This window comes from Streptomyces sp. NPDC012466 (assembly GCF_042955215.1).
Classification (GTDB): Bacteria; Actinomycetota; Actinomycetes; order Streptomycetales; family Streptomycetaceae; genus Streptomyces.
In genome coordinates this window covers 122,088-140,645 of the sequence record NZ_JBIBEQ010000006.1, presented here as the reverse complement: position 1 = coordinate 140,645, position 18,558 = coordinate 122,088, and the positions used below count along the sequence as shown (strand labels likewise).

The window sequence follows — 18,558 nt, the reverse complement described above, 5'->3', positions numbered from 1 at the left end:
GCCGGGCCAGCGGAACCGTGCTTCCTACGGTTCCGTAACCTACGGCATCGTAAGTATGGCAGTGCGCCGCCCGGCGGCAAGAGCCCCCGCCCCTGCGCGTCCGGCCGACACCTATCCTTGGAGTCGGTCGGACAGCGCGGTCCGCTCTGATTTCTTCCCGGATGACCGGACCGTAAGCGGCGCCCCGCCGCGCGAGACGCCGTCCGGGTTCCCCTCCCAGACGAGCTTCAACACTGCAAGGAGCCGCACCTGTGAGCAGTGCCGACGACCAGACCACGACGACGAGCAGCGAGCTGCGCGCCGACATCCGCCGGCTGGGCGACCTCCTCGGCGAGACCCTCGTCCGCCAAGAAGGCCCTGAGCTGCTGGAACTCGTCGAGAAGGTCCGCCGCCTCACCCGAGAGGACGGCGAGGCCGCCGCCGAGCTGCTGCGCGGCACCGAACTCGACACAGCGGCCAAGCTGGTCCGCGCCTTCTCCACCTACTTCCACCTGGCCAACGTCACCGAGCAGGTACACCGCGGCCGCGAGCTGCGCGCCCGCCGCGCCGCCGAGGGCGGACTCCTCGCCCGTACGGCCGACCGGCTCAAGGACGCCGACCCCGAACACCTGCGCGAGACGGTCCGCAACCTCAACGTCCGCCCCGTGTTCACGGCCCACCCCACCGAGGCCGCACGCCGGTCCGTCCTGAACAAGCTCCGGCGCATCGCCGCGCTCCTCGAGACCCCGGTCATCGAGTCCGACCGCCGCCGCCTCGACATCCGGCTGGCCGAGAACATCGACCTCGTCTGGCAGACCGACGAACTGCGCGTCGTCCGCCCCGAGCCCGCCGACGAAGCCCGCAACGCCATCTACTACCTCGACGAACTGCACGCCGGCGCCGTCGGCGACGTCTTGGAGGACCTCACCGCCGAACTGGAGCGCGCCGGGGTCAAGCTCCCCGACGACACCCGCCCCCTCACCTTCGGCACCTGGATCGGCGGCGACCGCGACGGCAACCCCAACGTCACCCCCCAGGTCACCTGGGACGTCCTCATCCTCCAGCACGAGCACGGCATCAACGACGCCCTGGAGACGATCGACGAACTCCGCGGCTTCCTGTCGAACTCCATCCGCTACGCCGGCGCCACCGAGGAACTGCTGACCTCCCTCCAGGCCGACCTGGAGAACCTCCCCGAGATCAGCCCCCGCTACAAGCGCCTCAACGCCGAAGAGCCCTACCGGCTCAAGGCCACCTGCATCCGGCAGAAGCTGGAGAACACCAAGAAGCGCCTCGCCAAGGGCACCCCCCACGTGGCCGGCCGCGACTACCTCGGCACCGGCGAACTCCTCGCCGACCTGCGGATCATCCAGGACTCCCTGCGCGAGCACCGCGGCAGCCTCTTCGCCGACGGCCGCCTCGCCCGCACCATCCGCACCCTCGCCGCCTTCGGCCTCCAGCTCGCCACCATGGACGTCCGCGAACACGCCGACGCCCACCACCACGCCCTCGGCCAGCTCTTCGACCGGCTCGGCGAGGAATCCTGGCGCTACGCCGACATGCCCCGCGACTACCGCGCCAAGCTCCTCGCCAAGGAACTGCGCTCCCGCCGCCCGCTCGCCCCCACCCCGGCCCCCGTCGACGCGCCCGGCGAGAAGACCCTCGGCGTCTTCCAGACCGTCAAGCGGGCCCTGGAGGTCTTCGGACCCGAGGTCATCGAGTCCTACATCATCTCCATGTGCCAGGGCGCCGACGACGTCTTCGCCGCCGCCGTCCTCGCCCGCGAGGCCGGCCTCGTCGACCTGCACGCCGGCTGGGCCAAGATCGGCATCGTGCCGCTGCTGGAGACCACCGACGAGCTCAAGGCAGCCGACACCATCCTGGAGGACATGCTCTCCGACCCGTCCTACCGGCGCCTGGTCGCGCTGCGGGGCGACGTCCAGGAGGTCATGCTCGGCTACTCCGACTCCTCCAAGTTCGGCGGCATCACCACCAGCCAGTGGGAGATCCACCGCGCCCAGCGCCGCCTGCGCGACGTCGCCCACCGCTACGGCGTACGCCTGCGCCTCTTCCACGGCCGCGGCGGCACCGTCGGCCGCGGTGGCGGCCCCACCCACGACGCCATCCTCGCCCAGCCCTGGGGCACCCTCGAAGGCGAGATCAAGGTCACCGAGCAGGGCGAGGTCATCTCCGACAAGTACCTCATCCCGTCCCTCGCCCGGGAAAACCTCGAACTCACCGTCGCGGCCACCCTGCAGGCCTCCGCCCTGCACACCGCACCCCGCCAGTCCACCGAGGCCCTCGCCCGCTGGGACGCCGCCATGGACGTCGTCTCCGACGCCGCCCACGCCTCCTACCGCCGCCTCGTCGAGGACCCCGACCTGCCGACGTACTTCCTCGCGTCGACACCGGTGGACCAGCTCGCCGACCTGCACCTGGGCTCCCGGCCCTCCCGCCGCCCCGGCTCCGGCGTCTCGCTCGACGGCCTGCGCGCCATCCCCTGGGTGTTCGGCTGGACCCAGTCCCGGCAGATCGTCCCCGGCTGGTTCGGCGTCGGCTCCGGCCTCAAGGCCCTGCGCGAGGCGGGCCTGGACACCGTGCTCGACGAGATGTACGGACAGTGGCACTTCTTCCGCAACTTCATCTCCAACGTCGAGATGACCCTGGCCAAGACCGACCTGCGGATCGCCCAGCACTACGTCGACACCCTCGTCCCCGACGAGCTCAAGCACGTCTTCGACACCATCAAGGCCGAACACGAACTCACCGTCCGCGAAGTCCTGCGCGTCACCGGTGAGAACGAACTCCTCGACGCCGAACCCGTCCTGAAGCAGACCTTCGCCATCCGCGACGCCTACCTCGACCCCATCTCCTACCTCCAGGTCGCCCTGCTCAAGCGCCAGCGCGACGCGGCCGCCGCCGCCGAACAGACCGACCCGCTCCTCGCCCGCGCCCTCCTGCTCACCGTCAACGGCGTGGCAGCCGGCCTGCGCAACACCGGCTGAACCACCCCGGACACCACCGTGCCCCCGAGCCCGTACACAGCTCGGGGGCACGGCCGTTCCACGTCAGCCGCGGCCGAACCCGCGCCGCCGCACCACCAGGAACCCGCCGGACGCGAGCAGCACCGCCGCCACCCCCGACAGCAGACCCACCGGCGCCCCGCTGCCCGTCTCGGCCAGGTCACCCTCAGCACCGCCCTGCGGCGACGGCGACGAGGACGCCGGCACACCACCACCGGCCGGCGCACTCGGGGACGCCGACGCACCCGGCTCACCCGACGGGGCCTGCGACGCCCCCGGCGAAGGCGAAACGGACGCCGACCCGGACGGCGTTCCGCCACCCGGCTCCTGCTCGTCCTCGCAGTCCGTCCAGAACACCTTGTGCTTGGCGGACCCCTTCTCCCCCTCGAAGGTCCAGAACAGCTTGTAGTGCCCGTCGGGCAGCGACAGGTCCTCGCTGCGGCCGTGACCCTGGCCGTCCAGCGTCAGCGCACCCGACTTCACCGTCTCCCCCTTGTTCTCACTCGGAGGGATGGCATCGATGCGCCAGTCCACCTCCTGGACGCCGTCGAAACCGAAGGCGTCCAGGTAGAAGGCGCACACATGCGGCTCGTTACGGCGCAGCTCCTCACCCGTCGAGGCGTCATGGATCTTCACCGTGCCGTTGTCACCCGGCGGAGTGGCCTCGGCGGCCGGAGCGAGCAGGAGGACCGCGGAAGCGGCGGCGCAGACAGCGCCGAAACGCGAGAGAGTTCGCATCGAGAGGTAGTCCATCTTCGAGAAGTGACCGGGAAGATGTGGAGGGGGCGGCTCAGCTTCCAGCCTCGCCCGGCGGCACGTCAATCACGAACACACAACGCCTCCGCCCCTCCACAGAAGGAGAGAACGCCCCAACCCCTCAGACGGTCACGAACGCGGCCGTCAGCAACGCCACCCCCGACAACGCCAACACCCACGCCGCGCGCGTCCGCAGCAGACCACCCGCCACCACCACCGACGCCAGCAACAGCGCACCACCCAGCGGAATCCACGCATGCAGGACCCCCGCCGGGCCCGAACGCACCGCCTCGTCACCGCCGGGCTTCATCACCACCGTGTAGGTCCGGCCCTGCTCCACCGCGACCGACTTCTCCAGCACCACCCGCGGCCGCGGAAGCGAACCCTCCGACAGCGGCGTGTACCGGCCCGAGCACCGGTCCGGCCCGCACCGCGTCACCTCGACCGTGCCCCGCTCCCGGCCCTTCGTCAGCATCACATGCTGCGCCGTACCCCACGAGGCCCACACACCCGCGATCAGGATCAGCACCGCGACCGTCCCCATCGCCGCGAACCGCCCGAACCGCAGCACGGCGACCGAGGCCTGACGGGAAGAAGCGGCATGGGCAGGCATGGCCGGGATCATTGGCCATGCCTGAACGGCCCGTCAACCTCAGGGGGTGACAAGTCAGGAGTTGTACGTGCTTTGCGCCCGCTCCAGCCCCTCGATCACCAACGCCTCCACCGCGTCCGCCGCCCGGTCCACGAAGTAGTCCAGCTCCTTGCGCTCCGCCGACGAGAAATCCTTCAGCACGAAATCCGCCACCGGCATCCGCCCCGGCGGCCGCCCGATCCCGAACCGCACCCGGTGATACTCCGCACCGAACGCCTTCGTCATCGACTTCAGACCGTTGTGCCCGTTGTCCCCGCCACCCAGCTTCAGCCGCAACGCCCCGTAGTCGATGTCCAGCTCGTCATGCACCGCCACCACATGGCCCACCGGCACCTTGTAGAACTCCCGCAGCGCATTCACCGGCCCACCCGACAGATTCATGTACGACATCGGCTTCGCCAGAACCACCCGCCGGTTCAACGGCCCCGGCGGACCGATCCGGCCCTCCACGACCTGCGCCTGCGCACGCCCGGCCCGCTTGAACCTCCCCCCGACCCGGTCCGCCAGCAGATCGGCCACCATGAAACCCACGTTGTGCCGGTTCCCCGCATACTCCGGCCCCGGATTGCCCAGCCCCACGATCAGCCAGGGAGCGGCGGCATCGGTCGTCACGTCCATGTCTCCTTCATACGCGTCGGCCGCTGCCCCACACGGGAACAGCGGCCGACGAAACGACGACGAAGAGGATCAGGCCTCAGCGGCCTCTTCGCCCCCGGTCTCCTCACCCTCAGCGGCCTCCTCGGCCTGCGCGGCCAGGACCTGCAGGACGACGGTGTCCCCCTCGACGGCCAGCGTCGTGCCCTTCGGCAGCGGGATGTCCTTGGCGAGGATGGAGTCACCGGCCGACAGACCCTCGACGGAGACGGTCACGGACTCCGGGATGTGCGTGGCCTCGGCCTCGACCGGCAGCGCGTTCAGCACGTGCTCCAGCAGGTTCCCACCCGGGGCCAGCTCACCCTCGGTGTGGACGTAGATCTCGACGTTGACCTGCTCGCCACGCTTGACCAGCTGCAGGTCCACGTGCTCCAGGAAACCCTTCAGCGGGTCACGCTGCACCGACTTCGGAATCGCCAGCTCGTTCGTCTTGCCGTCGATGTCCAGCGCGATCAGCACGTTCGGCGTACGCAGCGCCATCAGCAGGTCGTGGCCCGGCAGGGTCAGGTGCACCGGGTCCGAACCGTGCCCGTACAGAACACCCGGAACCTTGTCTTCACGACGGATACGGCGCGCGGCACCCTTGCCGAACTCGGTGCGCGTCGCGGCGGAGATCTTCACCTCGGACATAATCACTCCTCGAAATCAGAACGGACGTGGTCACCCGGCCACGAACGGCCTGCTACGAAGAGCGCGTCGATAACGGACAACCGCGTCCCGAAACGGGAACGGCCTCCCTCGCCGAGCAACTTCAGCAGTCTACTCGGAGCAGGAGGCCGCACCCAAAACGATCTACACAAGCCCGACCAGAGGCTCTTACTGGTCGTCGAACAGGCTCGTCACCGAACCGTCCTCGAACACCTCACGCACCGCATTCGCGATCGTCGGCGCGATCGACAACACCGAAATCTTGTCCAGGTCCACGCTCAGCTCACCCGGCGTCGGCAGCGTGTTCGTGAACACGAACTCACTCACCCGCGAGTTCTTCAGACGGTCGCTCGCGGGACCCGACAGCACACCGTGCGTCGCCGTCACGATCACGTCCTCCGCACCGTGCGCGAACAGCGCGTCCGCAGCGGCACAGATCGTCCCACCCGTGTCGATCATGTCGTCCACCAGGACACACACGCGCCCCTTCACCTCGCCCACGACCTCGTGGACGGTGACCTGGTTCGCCACATCCTTGTCCCGGCGCTTGTGCACGATCGCCAGCGGCGCACCCAGCCGGTCGCACCAACGGTCCGCCACCCGCACCCGGCCCGCGTCCGGCGACACGACCGTCAGCTTCGCCCGGTCCACCTTCCGCCCCACGTAGTCCGCCAGCAGCGGCAACGCGAACAGGTGGTCCACCGGACCGTCGAAGAAACCCTGGATCTGGTCCGTGTGCAGATCCACGGTCAGGATCCGGTCCGCACCCGCGGTCTTCATCATGTCCGCGATCAGACGCGCCGAAATCGGTTCACGCCCACGGTGCTTCTTGTCCTGCCGCGCGTAACCGTAGAACGGCACGATGACCGTGATGGAGCGAGCCGACGCACGCTTCAGCGCGTCGATCATGATCAACTGCTCCATGATCCACTTGTTGATCGGAGCCGTGTGGCTCTGGATCAGGAAACAGTCGGCACCACGCGCCGACTCCTGATACCGCACATAGATCTCACCGTTCGCGAAGTCGAAGGCCTTCGTCGGGACTACCCCGACACCCAGCTGTTGGGCGACCTCCTCCGCAAGCTCGGGGTGGGCGCGGCCGGAGAAGAACATCAACTTCTTCTCGCCGGTCGTCTTGATCCCGGTCACAGCACTGTCTCCTCAGAGGTTTCGCAGCTGGGTGTCGAGAGACCTCGCAGCCGGCTTGCCGGAGGCCGTCTCAGCTGGTGGGGGTGCGGGTGTGCACTTATCACCGTACGCCGTGTTTGAGGCATCGGTTTCCGGTCAGCCCTCTCCGGCCGACTCCCGGGAAGCCGCCTCAGCCGCCTTCGCGGCCGCGCTCCCCGGACGCTTCCGAGCCACCCAACCCTCGATATTCCGCTGCTGACCACGGGCCACGGCCAGCGAACCGGGCGGCACATCCTTCGTGATCACGGACCCGGCCGCGGTGTACGCGCCGTCCCCCACCGTGACAGGCGCCACAAACATGTTGTCCGAGCCCGTCCGGCAGTGCGAACCGATGGTCGTGTGGTGCTTCTCCTGCCCGTCGTAGTTCACGAACACGCTCGCGGCGCCGATGTTGGTCTGCTCCCCGATGGTCGCGTCCCCCACATAAGAGAGGTGGGGCACCTTCGTCCCGTCCCCGATCGACGCGTTCTTCGTCTCGACGTACGTCCCGATCTTGCCCTTGGCGCCCAGCCGCGTCCCCGGACGCAGATAAGCGAACGGCCCCACGGTCGCCTCGGCACCCACCTCGGCGCCCATCGCCACCGTGTTGTCCACCCGCGCACCCGCACCCACGCGCGTGTCCGTCAGCCGCGAGTTGGGCCCGACCTCGGCACCCTCGGCCAGATGCGTCGCACCCTGCAGCTGCGTGCCCGGGTGGACGACGGCGTCCTGCTCGAACGTGACCGTCACATCGATCCACGTGGTCGCCGGGTCGACGACGGTCACACCGGCGAGCATCGCCTCCGTCAGCAGCCGGTCGTTCAGAATCCGGCGGGCCTCGGACAGCTGCACACGATTGTTGATGCCGGCGATCTCACGGTGGTCGCCGGCCACCGACGCCCCCACCCGGTGCCCGGCCTCACGCAGGATCCCGAGCACATCGGTCAGGTACTCCTCGCCCTGACTGTTGTCCGTCCGCACCTTCTTCAGTGCGTCCGCCAGCAACTGACCGTCGAACGCGAACACCCCCGAATTGATCTCACGGATCGACCGCTGGGCGTCGGTGGCGTCCTTGTGCTCGACGATGGCGGTGACGGCTCCGGTGGCGTCGTCACGGACGATCCGCCCGTACCCCGTCGCGTCCGGCACCTCGGCGGTCAGCACGGTGACCGCGTTGCCGTCGGCCGAGTGGGTCTCGGCGAGGGCCCGCAAGGTGGCGCCGGTGAGCAGCGGAGTGTCCCCGCACACGACGACCACGGTCCCGTCGACGGACCCGCCCAGCTCCTCCAGACCCATCCGCACGGCGTGCCCCGTACCGTTCTGCTCCGCCTGTACGGCGGTGCGGACGTCGGGGGCGATGTCGCCGAGATGGGCGGTGACCTTCTCACGGGCGTGGCCGACCACGACCACCAGGTGCTCGGGCCGCAGCTCGCCGGCGGCGGCGAGCACGTGCCCGACGAGACTGCGGCCGCAGAGCTCATGCAGGACCTTGGGTGTGGCCGACTTCATACGGGTGCCCTCACCCGCTGCGAGAACGACGACGGCTGCCGGGCGGTTGGCGCTCACGGGATGCCCTTCGGCTGTGGATGGGGTGGGGTGACATCCGCAGGATACCGGGGGGTTTTGTGGGGGGCATGGGTGCGGGTCCTGACCGAGGGGTTGTGGGTCAGGACCCGAACTGAGGTGGTGTGCTCTGTGGGCTCCCGGAGAAGGATTCGAACCCTCATTCAACGGACCAAAACCGTTTGTCCTGCCCTTAGACGATCCGGGATTAAGCGCACGCTATGTCCGATGCGGAAGATCGGCCTTGCGTGCGGACTCCACTATGCCGTACCAGGAGCCCTCGATGCGACGGTACAGATCGGCACCCTTCAGTACTTTGACGACCAGGCAACCCCGATAGGAATCGCCGACGTTCTTGCGGCGTGTCTTCGGGTTGTGCCTCTTCAGCGTCGTCTTGTTGAAGGCGGAGCGATCGGTACCCACAAGGCCGGCCCAGTACCTCTCGGCGCCTGCCACATCGGCCGACTCGTGGATCATCACCGTGAACCTGAGGCGCTCGCGTTCCACCCCGAGCAGGTCGAGCCAGGCCAGGAACACCCCGATCATGTCGGGATCGCTGTTGACGAAGCAGACGTTCTCGCGGCGTTCGTAGGGCTTGTCCTTGCCGCCCTCCGCCCAGTACAGGCCGACTCCCAGGAGAAACAGCTCGCGGACTGACAGTGCGCCGACCGCCTGCTTGGCTGCTTCCTTGGTCCGCTGCCGCTTCTGATCGCGCAGGCGCATCGTGGCTTCCCAGCCCCGCCTCGCGATCGCTGACGCCTCCTCGGGTGTTCGCTTCCGCTCGGGCTTCGGCAGATCCCGCACCCACAGGGAGATCGAACTCTTCGAGCACCCCAGCTCCACTTGGATCTGGTCGTACGTCCAGCCCTGGAGTCGCAGGTTCCTGGCCTTCTCGCGCAGGTCGTCCTTCGCGTTGGGGCGCTTCGTCCATGTCGGCGGAGGTTCGCCCTCCAGCAGGCGGTTGAGGATGTCGTTGTTGTCGACGTGGAGGCGGTCACGGATCTGCCGGCGGCTGAGCCCCGCTCGCCGCAGCTCCACCGCCCTCTCCCGCAGCCCCTCGAAGTCCGCGTACTTGCCAGGTGCATGTGTCATACGCATACCGTCCGGGTGGAATGGCTACTTCCGGGGTCGAACGGTGAGCGATTCAGCAGTTCGAGGGATATCGGGCGGTATCGCAGCCGAACGGTCACGGAGTGTGGTGCGGGCCGGTCCGGGAAACTCACCGGAAAACCGGCGGTGGCCGCCCGTAGGCTGGGAGACATGACCGCGACGGGGGAAGACCATGTGACGGCCCGGGGAGGGCCGTGGTGGTGGGCCAGGCGGCGTAGTGCCGTGTTCGATGTGAGCCTGGCCGTGGTGTCCGCGCTGGAGTGCGCGCTGGAGGGGATCCCGTTCGCGAGGGACGCCGGGATCCCGGTGGCGGCGGGGGTCGTCTTCGGGTCGCTGGCCGGTTCCGTGCTGCTCGTGCGGCGGCGGTGGCCGATCGCGGTCGTGCTGGTGGCCATAGCGATCACGCCCGCGGAGATGGGCCTGATGATGGGCGTCGTCGGCCTGTACACGCTGGCCGCGGCCGAGCTGCCCCGGCGGATCATCGCCTCGCTGGCCGGGATGTCGCTGGTGGGGACGCTCATCGTGACGTTCGTGAAGACGCAGCAGGACGTCTCGCGTGGGGACCTGGAACTGGGCGACTGGTTCGTGCCCTTCGCGGCGATCACGATGTCGCTGGGGTTCACGGCGCCTCCGGTGCTGCTGGGTCTGTACGTGGGGGCGCGGCGGCGGCTGATGGAGAGCCTGCGGGAGCGGGCGGACAGTCTGGAGCGGGAGCTTCAGTTGCTCGCGGAGCGGGCGGAGGAGCGGGCCGAGTGGGCCCGGAACGAGGAGCGGACGCGGATCGCGCGGGAGATGCACGATGTCGTCGCGCATCGGGTGAGCCTGATGGTGGTGCATGCCGCGGCGTTGCAGGCGGTGGCGCGGAAGGATCCGGAGAAGGCGGTCAGGAATGCCGCGCTGGTGGGGGACATGGGGCGGCAGGCGCTGACGGAGCTGCGGGAGATGCTCGGGGTGCTGCGCAGCGGTGGGGACGGCGTGCGGCGTGAGCGTGCGGCGTCGGTGCCGTTGGCGGCGGTGGGGGTGGCCGCGGCTGCTGCGGCTTCGCGGGCGGCGGATGACGACGGGCCGTCTCTGGCGGAGATCGAGGAGCTTGTGGGGCAGTCGGCTGCCGCGGGGATGGTGGTGGCGTTCTCGGTGGAGGGGGATGCCCGGTCGTATGCGCCGTTGGTGGAGCAGACGGCGTATCGGGTGGTGCAGGAGGCGCTGACGAACGTCCACAAGCATGCGGCCGGGGCGAAGACGTATGTGCGGTTGGCGCATCGGGTGTCGGAGATCGCGATGCAGGTGGAGAACGAGCCGCCCGAGGAGGCGGGGTCGTCGGCGCGGTTGCCGTCCGGGGGGAACGGGTTGGTGGGGATGAAGGAGCGGGTGTCGGCGCTGGGTGGGGTGTTCGTGTCCGGGCCGACGGATGCGGGGGGTTTCCGGGTGTCGGCGGTGATTCCGGCGTCGTAGCCCGTTCGGGGGCGGGTTGCGTGGTCAGCCTGTGGTGAGGCGTACGGGGTCGGTGCCGGTGATGAGGGTGGCGAGGGCCTGGTCGATGTCGGGGCCGAGGTACCAGTCGCCGGTGTGGTCGAGGGTGTAGACGCGGCCGTCGGTGTCGATGGCGAGGAGGGCCTGGCTGTCGGTTTCGGCGCCGAGGGGGCAGACGTCGGTGCCGAGGGCGCGGCCGAGGTCGCCGAGGGTGCGGGCCATGTGGAGGCCGTGCAGCGGGTCGAGGTGGAGGGTGGCGGGGGCGACCTGGCGGCCGGGGCCGGTGGGGGTGATGTGGAGTCCGCCGAATTCGGCCCAGGCCTCGACGGCGGCGGGGAAGACGGTGTGGCGGTGGCCGGCGGGGGAGGCGTGGTCGCGCAGGGCGTCGGCCCAGATCTCGGCTTGTTTGATGTCCCAGCGTCCGGGTTGCCAGCCGGCGGCGCGCAGGGCGGCGTCGACGGGCACGGCGAAGCGGGTGGTGGAGGTGCGGTCGGTGTGCATCTGCCCTTCGTCTCGTCGAGGTTTTAGGGGTGGCGTGAGGGGCGCGCCGGGGTGTCCGGTGGTGCGGGGGGTGGGGGTGGGGGCGTCAGTTGTTCCGGGACGCCGGGTCGACTATGCGCACGCCGAAGTGGGCGCTGAGCGCGGTGCAGGCGCGGCAGGGGGTGGCGAAGCTGCCGTGGAGGGGGTCGCCGTCCTCGCGGATGCGTCGGGCGGTGAGTTTGGCCTGCTTGAGGGCTTTGCGTGCCTCGCCGTTGGTCATGGGTTTGCGCGCGGCGCGTTTGCTGCGGGCGGTGTCGGCGGCGGCGATGTGGCGGGAGATGAGGATGGTTTCGGCGCAGCGGCCGGTGAAGCGGTCGCGCTGGGCGCTGGTGAGGGTGTCCAGGAAGTCCTGGACGAGGGGGTGCAGGGCGGGGGGTGTGTCGCCGCGGGCGGCGGTGCCGGTGAGGGTGGCGCCGCGGACGGAGAGTGCGGCGGCGATGGTGGGGAGGATGCCGTCGCGGCGGTGGCGGAGGACGGGGGCGTGGGCGGCTTCGGTGGCGCTCCAGCCGATGCGGGGGTCGCCGTGTCGCGGGTCGCCGGCCAGGGGGCCGGTGTCGCGGGTGCCGGCTCGCGGGTCGCCGTTTCGTGGGTCGGCGGGCCTGCCGGTGTGTGGCCCCGTCTGCGTCGCGTTCATGATCGTCTTCCCCTCCGTGCATCCCCCCGGGGGTCACAGACTGCCAAATGCCGTGGCTGGTGCGGAAGCTGGGGCGCTGCGACACGCCCGGAGCGGGGGGTGCCGTCACGGTGGGGTGACGGCCGGTCACGGAAGCGGAGGGGGCGCCGGCCGGTGCCGGTGACCGGTGTCGTCGTACCGCATAGGCTGTCGGCACCGCGGGCGATGCGGTGATCCGTTCGGAGATCGATGCCGTGAACCGGAGGGTGATCCGTGAGGGTCGGTGCCTGCGGTGACGTGCAGTGAAGTCGAGACAGAAGACGTGACAGTCGATACGGGTCGTAGTGCGCCAAAGGTGGTGAATACGGGTCGTACAGAGTGCCGCAGGGGGCAACCGCCATGACGACAGGTCGGCTCGGGCAGCAAGCCGCGCCGCCGAACGCGGCCTACGCCGGGCAGGTCGTGCATTTCCCGGATCCGGTCCGGGCGGCCCGTCACCCGAGAGGGGTACGGGTCGACGAGCATGGTTACCCCGACTTCTCGGCTTACGCGCGCGCGGCCGCGGAGATCGCGGAGCCGCCGGAGGGCTTCGGCGTCGACGAGTTGCGGCTGACGGACTACGTGTCGGCGAACACGGCGCTGTCGGCGTCCGGGCACGAGCTGTGGGACACGGTGCCGGCGGTGGCGACGCCGCACGGCTGGACGTGGCATCACGTGGTGGGGACGCGGCGGCTGGAGCTGGTTCCGGTCGAGGTGAAGGCGCTGCTGCGGCATCACGGGGGCGTGGCCACGTCGGGCGTCGACCATTCCAAGCGGGGCACGCGGCCGCTTCAGGAGACGCGTCCGGCGCACTTCGGGCTGCCGAAGTCGGGTGTCGCGGTGACCGAGTCGCAGGTGCAGGGGGTCGAGGAGGATCTCGGCTACCGGTTGCCGGGTGCGTACCGGTCGTTCCTGAAGGCGGCCGGCGGCTGTGCGCCGGTGGGTGCCGCGCTGGACGCGGAGCTGGGGCTGCTGGTCGACCAGCCCTTCTTCACGGTGCGTGACGAGGCGGCGGTCAATGACCTGGTGTACGTCAACAAGTGTCTGCGTGACCATCTGACCAAGGACTATCTGGGGATCTCCTTCGTCCAGGGCGGGTTGCTCGCCGTGAAGGTGAAGGGGGAGCGGATCGGTTCGGTGTGGTTCTGCGCGTACGACGACGCGCGGGACGTGGATCCCTCGGTGCCGCCGGCGGAGCGGGTGGAGCGGCTGTTGCTGCCGTGCGGGGACGACTTCGATGTCTTCCTGTCGCGGCTGGCGGGCAATCCGCCGGAGTTGGAGACGGTGGCGAATCTGATGGTGGACGGCGGGTTCGCGCGTGTGGTGCCGGTGGGCGCGGTGTCGTCCTCGGCCGTGGGGGAGTGACGTCAGCGATGGTGACCTTCGCGCAGGCGCAGGAGCGCGCGGAAGAGTGGATCAACGGGGATGTGCCGTCGTACCAGCATCGTGAGGTGCGGGTGCGGGAGTTCGACCTCGGGTTCGTGGTGTGGGCCGAGGACCGGGCGGACGGGCCGCGGTCGGACGGCGGTGCGCAGCGGCTGGTGATCGCGCGGGACAGTGGTGAGGCGACGCTGTGGCCCGGGCTGCCGGTGGGTGAGGTGATCCGCCGGTACGAGGAGGAGTACGGCCGTCCGGACTCGGTGGACGAGCCGGCTCCCGCGGCGCCTGCCGCGCGGGTGGATCTGAATCAGACGTCGTTCCTGCTGACTCCGCCGGAGTGGTTGCAGGATGCGGCGGACAAGCTGGGGATTCCGGACCGGCGTGGTGCGGGGGCCGGTGCCGCGTCGGCGGCTGCCGGTGAAGCGGGTTCGGGTGTTGCTGATGGCGGGCCTGCTTCCGGTTCCGTTTCCGGTGCCTCGGCCGGGGGTGCGGCGACTCCCGCGCAGGGAGCGCCCGTCGCGCCGGAAAGCGGTGCGGCGTGGCCGGCCGCCGGGGGGAGCGACCCCGGGGCTGACGACGGCTCGGCCGCCGGGCCGGGTGCTTCCGCCGCGCCGGGTGTGCCCGCCGGGGCGACGCCCTGGGCCGGTACGGACACCAACGGCGATGCCGGTGACGACCGGTCCGTGCCGTTGCCCGCGACGGTTTTCGCGCCGCCGCTGAGCGAGGCAGACGACACACCGCCGCCGTCGACCACGCCCGACGCCAAGACGGCCCTGATGTCCGGCGGCAGCCAGCTTCCGCGGACGGCGGTGACGCCGGCGGTGGACGGTCCGCACGCCCCCGGTTCCGGCCCTGTGGGCGGCCCGGGCTACGGCTACCCCTCGGGCCCGGCCACCGCGCCCGGCGTGCCGGGGACGCCGCCCGGTGGGACGCCGCGGGGCGGCACGCCTCCGCCGGTGCCGGGCGGGCAGCCCTACGGCTATCCGCAGAGCCCGCAGAGCCCGCAGAGTTCGCAGTCGAGTACGCCTCCGCCCGGGCCGGGTGGGACGACGTACGGGTATCCGCAGGGGGCGGGTGGCGGGACCGCCGGTCCTGGGAGTGGTGCTCCGCAGTCACCGGCCGCGCCGGGTGTGCCGGAGCGGCCGCTCGCGCCCCACGCCGGGGACATCGCCGACGCCGCGACCAGCAAGGCGGCTCCGCCGCCGGGTCGTGCGCGGAACGCGGGTCCGACGACGCCGCCCCCGCCGGGCGCTCCGGGTGCTCCGGGTGCGCGCCCGGGCAGCACGCCGCCGCCGTCGGGGCCCGGGGCTCCGGGGACTCCGGCGGGTGGTTACGTACCCACGCAGTTCGTGTCGGCGCTTGGTCCCGAGGGGCTGGGCGGCCCGGACGGGCCGGGTTCCGAGGGGCCCGGCGGTCCTGGTGGTTCCGGTGGTCCTGCGGGGGCCGGGGCTCCGCAGGGTCCGGGTGCGCCTCAGCCGCCTCAGCCGCCGGGGCCTCCGGGAGCGCCCGGCGCCCCGCAGCCGCCTGGCCCGCCCGGTGCGCCGCAGCCCCCGGGCGCCCCTGGTGGCACGCCCCCGGGCGGTGTCCACCATGCCGCCACGATGTTTGCCGACCCCGGCCGGACGGGCCCGGGTGCGCCTCAGCCGCCGGGGCCTCCGGGAGCGCCCGGCGCCCCGCAGCCGCCTGGCCCGCCCGGTGCGCCGCAGCCTCCGGGCGCCCCGCACCCGCCCGGTGCCCCCGGCGCGCCCGGCGGCCCGGGCCCGGTGCATCACGCGGAGACCATGCTGGCCGCGCCCCCGGCGGGCGGCCCCGGTGTGCCTCCGCCTCCGCAGGCCCCCGGCGCATCTCCCGCCGCGCCGGGCGCCCCCGGCATGCCCGGCGCGCCCGTGCCCCACGGCGTGGTGCCGGGTGCGATGCCGCCCGGCGCGATGCCGCCCGGCGCGATGCCGCCGGGTGGGATGCCGCCGGGTGCGATGCCCCCGCCCGGCCAGCCCGTACCCGGGCAGCCGCCGGCGTACGGCTATCCGCAGCGGCCCACCGGGCAGCCGACCGTCGGCCCCGGCTACCAGGCCGTGCTGCGCTACCGCGCGCAGGACGGTTCCGAGCAGCAGCTGATCCGTCGTTCGGCGCCGGGCACGCCGCACCCGGAGTGGCAGATCTTCCACGAGCTGCGGGCCATGAACGTGCCCCCGGACCAGGTGCTGGAGCTGCACACCGAGCTGGAGTCGTGCGAGCTGCCGGGTGCGTACTGCGCGCGGATGATCCGGGAGCAGTGGCCGCAGGCACGCATCACGTCCATCGCGCCGTACGGGACGGACCACGCGAGCCGGCAGCAGGGTATGCAGCAGCTGCTGGCCCATCAGGGCGAGTTGCACCAGGTGGCGGACGGTCCGGCGCGTCCGGCTCCGGTGCGCGCTCCGCTGCCGCCGGTGCAGGCGGCGCCGCCGATCCCGCCGGAGGCCATCGGGCAGGAGCTGGGGGCCGCGTTCGGGCCGGGGGTGTTCCGGTTCGAGCAGGCCGCGGTGTCGCGGCAGGGTGTGCCGCCGGTGGTGGCGCACACGCTGGTGGCGGCCGGACTGCCGATGGACATGGGCCCGTTCTTCTGGGCGCAGGCGCAGCCGGGGCGGCCCGTTCCGACGCTGGCGGAGCTGGCGGCCGAGCGTGGTGTGCAGCCCGCCTCGGACGCGGGTGCCTATCTGGTGATGGGCAGCGACTTCGGCAAGGCGATCTGCGTGCAGTACGGCACGGCGAACATCGTCGCCGTGCCGGTGGAGGCGGGGCCGGGCGGGGCGCCCGTACCGCCGCAGTTCGTGAACACCGGGCTGCCGGAGTTCGCGCGCTGCCTGGCGCTGCTCGGGCGGATGTGGCGGCTGCGGTTCGGGCTGAACCAGGAGCAGGCGGGCCGCTGGACCGTCGACTTCCAGGCCCAGTTGGCCGCGCTCGACCCGGCGGCGCTCGGGTCGCCGGAGAGCTGGTGGTCGGTGCTGCTGGAGCAGATGTGGGACGGGCTGCTGTGACGCCTCGCCGCTGAGGTGCCGCCAGGAGCCGGGTTCGGTCGCGCGTACGACCGGGCCCGGCTTCTTCGTGCCCGGCCCGAGAAGAAGTCCGTGCCGGGCTGTCACACCTCCTGCCGTCGCTCCGTCAGTGCAGTGACAGTGACGCACCGCCGACACAGGAGGCAGAGATCATGCAGGCACGGATGACGAACCCGGCGTACGTCCTTTCCGGCGCGATGAAGGGCATCGGCACCCTCTTCCAGGCGATCGGGGAGGGCGGCCTGGCGCAGGACGTCGCGGAGATCGTCGGGCTGCGCGCCAGCCAGATCAACGGCTGCGGGGCCTGTGTGCACGGGCACGTCGCCAACCTCCGCAAGGCCGGGGTGAGCGAGGAGCGCATCGCTGCCGTCGCCGCCTGGCGGCACGCGCCCTTCTTCTCGGACGCCGAGCGCGCCGCGCTGAAGCTGACGGAGGCGATGACGCGGCTCTCCGACCTCTCCGGGGAGTCGGTGCCGGACGCGCTGTGGGACGAGGTGGCCGACCACTTCGACGAGAAGGAACTCTCGGCGCTGATCCTCACCGTCTCGGTGACCAACATGTTCAACCGCATCAACACGACCATCCAGGAGCCCGCGGGCACCACCTGGGGCTGACGGCGGGACGGCCCTGCCGTGGACCCGTGACCTCTGAGCGGAGTGTCGGGTTAGGGACACTTCCGTCTGATCCACCAAGATGTGCGCTGAATCATCGCATTTCTGGCGCGACTTCACGTCGGTGTGGTGGAGAGGGGTCCGGATGAGCAGCGCGACGGTGTCACCGCACGGCTTCACGGCCGTGCGGGGGCGCGGCTACCGTCCCGAGCAGGTCGACGCGTACACCGAGGCCCTCTCCGCGGACCGGGACGCGGCCTGGGAGAGAGCAGCCCGGCTGACGGTGCTCGCCCGGCGGATGGACGAGGAACTGGCGCTGCTGCGCGAGGCCGTGGCGCGGCTGGCCCCGCAGACCTACGAGACGCTCGGCGAGCGGGCGCGGCGGCTCTTCGAACTCGGCGAGCAGGAGGCCGCGGCCGTACGGGAGGGGGCGCGGCGGGAGGCGCGGCACCGCGTGGACGAGGCGCGGGCGTCCGCGACCGGCCTGCGCGAGGCCGCGCAGGCGCACGCCGACGCCGTGCGTGCCGACGCCGATGAACGGGCCCGGCAGCGACTGCTGGCGGCCCGCGCCGAGGCCGACGAGATCCGGGACGTGGCCCGGCGTGAGGCGCAGGAACAGCGGGGCGAGGCCGTGGCCGCGCTGCGGGAGATGCGGCAGCGGACCTCCGGGATGCTGGCCGAGCAGGACAAGGAACGCGTCGAGCGGTGGGCGCAGACCGAACGGGAAGAGGCCGGCCGGGCGGCGGTCCTGGACGCGCACCACGCGAAGGCGCGCACACGCGCCGAGGAAGCGCTGTCCAACGCCGAGCAGGCCTTCGCCGACGCGGAGGACTTGGCCCGCGACCGGGAGGAAGAGGCCCACGCCCATGCGGCGGAGCTGGTCGCCCGGGCCCGCGGAGACGCCGAGGCGGTGGAGGAGGAGACGGCCCGGCTCCTGCGCGAACACGCCGAGCGGCGAGACGACGCCCGGGCCCACATCGACCGAGTCCACGCCGGCCTGACGGACTGGGCGGGGCGGGTGGCGTCGGAGTGACACCGTCGCCGGGCCCTGCCCGCGGTGTGTGACGAGACCGATGGCGTCTCCCACCTGCTGCGCGGGCGCGGCACGCAGGGCGCGTCCACGGGCGGCGACGGCCTCGGCCGTGTCTCTTCCACCGGCTGCGCGGAGTGCACGCGGGCGTACGCAGCCGGGCGTGTCCGCGCCCGGGCTCACATCGACCGTGTCCACGCCGGCCTGACGGACTGGGCGGGGCGGGTGGCGTCGGAGTGACACCGTCGGCGGGCCCTGCCCGCGGTGTGTGACGAGACCGATGGCGTC

Annotated in this window: 16 protein-coding genes and 1 tRNA gene; 7 read left to right on the top strand and 10 right to left on the bottom strand. The window is 71.4% G+C overall.

Annotation, left to right across the window (positions count from 1 at the left end; all coding sequences use genetic code 11):
- Positions 1 to 251: 251 nt before the first annotated feature.
- Positions 252 to 2,984, top strand: coding sequence for a phosphoenolpyruvate carboxylase (gene ppc / locus ACFY9E_RS22675; protein ID WP_390986938.1), 2,733 nt, complete (start codon positions 252 to 254; stop codon positions 2,982 to 2,984).
- 63 nt (positions 2,985 to 3,047) lie between these two features.
- Here ppc and ACFY9E_RS22670 read toward each other — a convergent pair whose 3' ends face one another.
- The 8 genes from ACFY9E_RS22670 to ACFY9E_RS22635 all read right to left on the bottom strand — a co-directional run bounded on the left by ACFY9E_RS22670 (position 3,048) and on the right by ACFY9E_RS22635 (position 9,534).
- Positions 3,048 to 3,740, bottom strand: coding sequence for an LPXTG cell wall anchor domain-containing protein (locus tag ACFY9E_RS22670; RefSeq protein ID WP_390986935.1), 693 nt, complete (start codon positions 3,738 to 3,740; stop codon positions 3,048 to 3,050).
- Between the two features lie 139 nt (positions 3,741 to 3,879).
- The gene (locus ACFY9E_RS22665; protein WP_390986933.1) at positions 3,880 to 4,383 is read right to left on the bottom strand and encodes a hypothetical protein; all 504 of its coding nucleotides are present in this window, start codon (positions 4,381 to 4,383) and stop codon (positions 3,880 to 3,882) included.
- A 42-nt stretch (positions 4,384 to 4,425) separates the two neighbouring features.
- Positions 4,426 to 5,028, bottom strand: a complete 603-nt coding sequence (gene pth, locus ACFY9E_RS22660) for an aminoacyl-tRNA hydrolase (RefSeq protein WP_283974557.1) — start codon at positions 5,026 to 5,028, stop codon at positions 4,426 to 4,428.
- A 69-nt stretch (positions 5,029 to 5,097) separates the two neighbouring features.
- Positions 5,098 to 5,694 carry a 50S ribosomal protein L25/general stress protein Ctc gene (locus ACFY9E_RS22655; RefSeq protein ID WP_390986930.1) on the bottom strand — a complete coding sequence of 199 codons (597 nt, stop codon included), beginning with the start codon at positions 5,692 to 5,694 and terminating at the stop codon, positions 5,098 to 5,100.
- 186 nt (positions 5,695 to 5,880) lie between these two features.
- The gene (locus ACFY9E_RS22650) at positions 5,881 to 6,861 is read right to left on the bottom strand and encodes a ribose-phosphate diphosphokinase (RefSeq protein ID WP_390986928.1); all 981 of its coding nucleotides are present in this window, start codon (positions 6,859 to 6,861) and stop codon (positions 5,881 to 5,883) included.
- 135 nt (positions 6,862 to 6,996) lie between these two features.
- Positions 6,997 to 8,445, bottom strand: a complete 1,449-nt coding sequence (gene glmU / locus ACFY9E_RS22645; protein WP_390986926.1) for a bifunctional UDP-N-acetylglucosamine diphosphorylase/glucosamine-1-phosphate N-acetyltransferase GlmU — start codon at positions 8,443 to 8,445, stop codon at positions 6,997 to 6,999.
- Between the two features lie 134 nt (positions 8,446 to 8,579).
- A tRNA-Gln gene (locus ACFY9E_RS22640) sits at positions 8,580 to 8,650 on the bottom strand.
- Positions 8,651 to 8,661: 11 nt separating this feature from the next.
- A complete protein-coding gene (locus tag ACFY9E_RS22635; protein WP_390986924.1) occupies positions 8,662 to 9,534 on the bottom strand; it encodes a hypothetical protein in 873 nt (290 codons plus the stop codon).
- Between the two features lie 168 nt (positions 9,535 to 9,702).
- On the opposite strand from ACFY9E_RS22635, the gene ACFY9E_RS22630 reads away from it, so the two are divergent.
- Positions 9,703 to 11,004, top strand: a complete 1,302-nt coding sequence (locus tag ACFY9E_RS22630; RefSeq protein ID WP_390986921.1) for a histidine kinase — start codon at positions 9,703 to 9,705, stop codon at positions 11,002 to 11,004.
- Between the two features lie 24 nt (positions 11,005 to 11,028).
- Here the strand turns inward: ACFY9E_RS22630 and ACFY9E_RS22625 are convergent, their stop codons facing one another.
- Together ACFY9E_RS22625 and ACFY9E_RS22620 are read right to left on the bottom strand one after the other, a co-directional pair.
- Positions 11,029 to 11,523 carry an SUKH-3 domain-containing protein gene (locus ACFY9E_RS22625; RefSeq protein ID WP_390986918.1) on the bottom strand — a complete coding sequence of 165 codons (495 nt, stop codon included), beginning with the start codon at positions 11,521 to 11,523 and terminating at the stop codon, positions 11,029 to 11,031.
- 85 nt (positions 11,524 to 11,608) lie between these two features.
- On the bottom strand, positions 11,609 to 12,196 hold the full coding sequence (locus ACFY9E_RS22620) for a YwqJ-related putative deaminase (RefSeq protein WP_390986916.1): 588 nt from the start codon (positions 12,194 to 12,196) through the stop codon (positions 11,609 to 11,611).
- A 378-nt stretch (positions 12,197 to 12,574) separates the two neighbouring features.
- Here ACFY9E_RS22620 and ACFY9E_RS22615 point away from each other — a divergent pair, with 378 nt between their 5' ends.
- The 5 genes from ACFY9E_RS22615 (at position 12,575) to ACFY9E_RS22595 (ending at position 18,510) form a co-directional block, all read left to right on the top strand.
- On the top strand, positions 12,575 to 13,579 hold the full coding sequence (locus ACFY9E_RS22615) for an HNH endonuclease (RefSeq protein ID WP_390986913.1): 1,005 nt from the start codon (positions 12,575 to 12,577) through the stop codon (positions 13,577 to 13,579).
- Positions 13,580 to 13,587: 8 nt separating this feature from the next.
- Positions 13,588 to 16,611: an SUKH-4 family immunity protein gene (locus ACFY9E_RS22610; protein ID WP_390986910.1), complete on the top strand. Its 3,024-nt coding sequence runs from the start codon at positions 13,588 to 13,590 to the stop codon at positions 16,609 to 16,611.
- Positions 16,612 to 16,781: 170 nt separating this feature from the next.
- Positions 16,782 to 17,243, top strand: coding sequence for a carboxymuconolactone decarboxylase family protein (locus ACFY9E_RS22605; protein WP_175433002.1), 462 nt, complete (start codon positions 16,782 to 16,784; stop codon positions 17,241 to 17,243).
- A gap of 142 nt (positions 17,244 to 17,385) precedes the next feature.
- On the top strand, positions 17,386 to 18,273 hold the full coding sequence (locus ACFY9E_RS22600; RefSeq protein ID WP_390986907.1) for a cellulose-binding protein: 888 nt from the start codon (positions 17,386 to 17,388) through the stop codon (positions 18,271 to 18,273).
- 24 nt (positions 18,274 to 18,297) lie between these two features.
- Positions 18,298 to 18,510 (top strand): hypothetical protein, encoded by a 213-nt coding sequence (locus tag ACFY9E_RS22595; RefSeq protein ID WP_390986904.1) that lies wholly within the window; start codon positions 18,298 to 18,300, stop codon positions 18,508 to 18,510.
- The last annotated feature ends 48 nt before the right edge of the window (positions 18,511 to 18,558 follow it).

Bases quoted from the DNA above. Each gene is read 5' to 3' on its own strand.
- ACFY9E_RS22670 (WP_390986935.1), bottom strand. From the start codon at position 3,740: ATGCGAACTCTCTCGCGTTTCGGCGCTGTCTGCGCCGCCGCTTCCGCG.
- ACFY9E_RS22665 (WP_390986933.1), bottom strand. From the start codon at position 4,383: ATGATCCCGGCCATGCCTGCCCATGCCGCTTCTTCCCGTCAGGCCTCG.
- pth (WP_283974557.1), bottom strand. From the start codon at position 5,028: ATGGACGTGACGACCGATGCCGCCGCTCCCTGGCTGATCGTGGGGCTG.
- ACFY9E_RS22655 (WP_390986930.1), bottom strand. From the start codon at position 5,694: ATGTCCGAGGTGAAGATCTCCGCCGCGACGCGCACCGAGTTCGGCAAG.
- ACFY9E_RS22635 (WP_390986924.1), bottom strand. From the start codon at position 9,534: ATGACACATGCACCTGGCAAGTACGCGGACTTCGAGGGGCTGCGGGAG.
- ACFY9E_RS22630 (WP_390986921.1), top strand. From the start codon at position 9,703: ATGACCGCGACGGGGGAAGACCATGTGACGGCCCGGGGAGGGCCGTGG.
- ACFY9E_RS22625 (WP_390986918.1), bottom strand. From the start codon at position 11,523: ATGCACACCGACCGCACCTCCACCACCCGCTTCGCCGTGCCCGTCGAC.
- ACFY9E_RS22620 (WP_390986916.1), bottom strand. From the start codon at position 12,196: ATGAACGCGACGCAGACGGGGCCACACACCGGCAGGCCCGCCGACCCA.
- ACFY9E_RS22615 (WP_390986913.1), top strand. From the start codon at position 12,575: ATGACGACAGGTCGGCTCGGGCAGCAAGCCGCGCCGCCGAACGCGGCC.
- ACFY9E_RS22610 (WP_390986910.1), top strand. From the start codon at position 13,588: ATGGTGACCTTCGCGCAGGCGCAGGAGCGCGCGGAAGAGTGGATCAAC.
- ACFY9E_RS22605 (WP_175433002.1), top strand. From the start codon at position 16,782: ATGCAGGCACGGATGACGAACCCGGCGTACGTCCTTTCCGGCGCGATG.
- ACFY9E_RS22600 (WP_390986907.1), top strand. From the start codon at position 17,386: ATGAGCAGCGCGACGGTGTCACCGCACGGCTTCACGGCCGTGCGGGGG.